This is a genomic window from Hydrogenophaga flava NBRC 102514 (assembly GCF_001571145.1).
Lineage (GTDB): Bacteria > Pseudomonadota > Gammaproteobacteria > Burkholderiales > Burkholderiaceae_C > Hydrogenophaga > Hydrogenophaga flava.
This window is the reverse complement of sequence record NZ_BCTF01000077.1, coordinates 1-761: the sequence shown is the minus strand read 5'-3', so window position 1 is coordinate 761 and position 761 is coordinate 1. Positions and strand designations below refer to the sequence as shown.

The 761-nt window shown below is 64.1% G+C and carries 1 pseudogene; it reads left to right on the top strand.

What is annotated here, in order from left to right:
- Window positions 1–54 precede the first annotated feature (54 nt).
- Window positions 55–761: pseudogene (locus HFL01S_RS25860) on the top strand (IS3 family transposase); the annotation flags it as partial.

Genomic DNA, 761 nt, shown 5'->3' with positions numbered 1-761 from the left:
TGGAGTTGACCCGATTCCGTGGACACATCATTCTTTGTGTTCAAGGAGTCGCAAATGTCCAAAGTACGACCGCCGTACCCGGCGGAATTCCGCCAGCAGATGGTCGAGCTGGTTCGAGCGGGTCGCTCACCAGCGCAGCTCTCGCGTGAGTTCGGTGTCACCGCCCAGTCCATCACCAACTGGGTTGGCCAGGCAGCCATTGACGATGGCAAGCCTTTGCCGGGCAAGGAGGTCCTGACCACAGCCGAGCGGGAAGAGCTCGTTCGTCTGCGCCGGCAGTTGCGCCAGGTCCAGATGGAGCGCGACATCCTGGCAAAGGCTACGGCCTGGTTTGCCGGTCGCAGCGATGCGACTTCAACGAAGTCTTCGGACTCGTGATGGCAAACCAGGCCGAGCTTCCTGTGCGCACCATGTGCCGCGTCCTCGGGGTCTCAGCCAGCGGCTTCTATGCCTGGCGAGACCGCGCCCCTTCACCGCGCAGCATTGCCAACGCGGTGATGACCGAGCGCATCCGCCAGATTCACCAGGACTCTTACGAGTCCTACGGCATGCCCCGGGTGCGAGCCGAGCTCATCGAGCAAGGCGTGTGCATCAGCCGCCAGCGTGTGGCCCGTCTCATGCGGCAAGCCGCTATCCACGGCATCAGCAAGCGCCGCGGCTTCACCGTCACCACCCGCCGCGACAAACGGCAGACCCCGGCCCATGATCTGGTCAATCGCCGCTTCCACGCCACTGGCCCGAACCAGCTGTGGGTGGCCGAC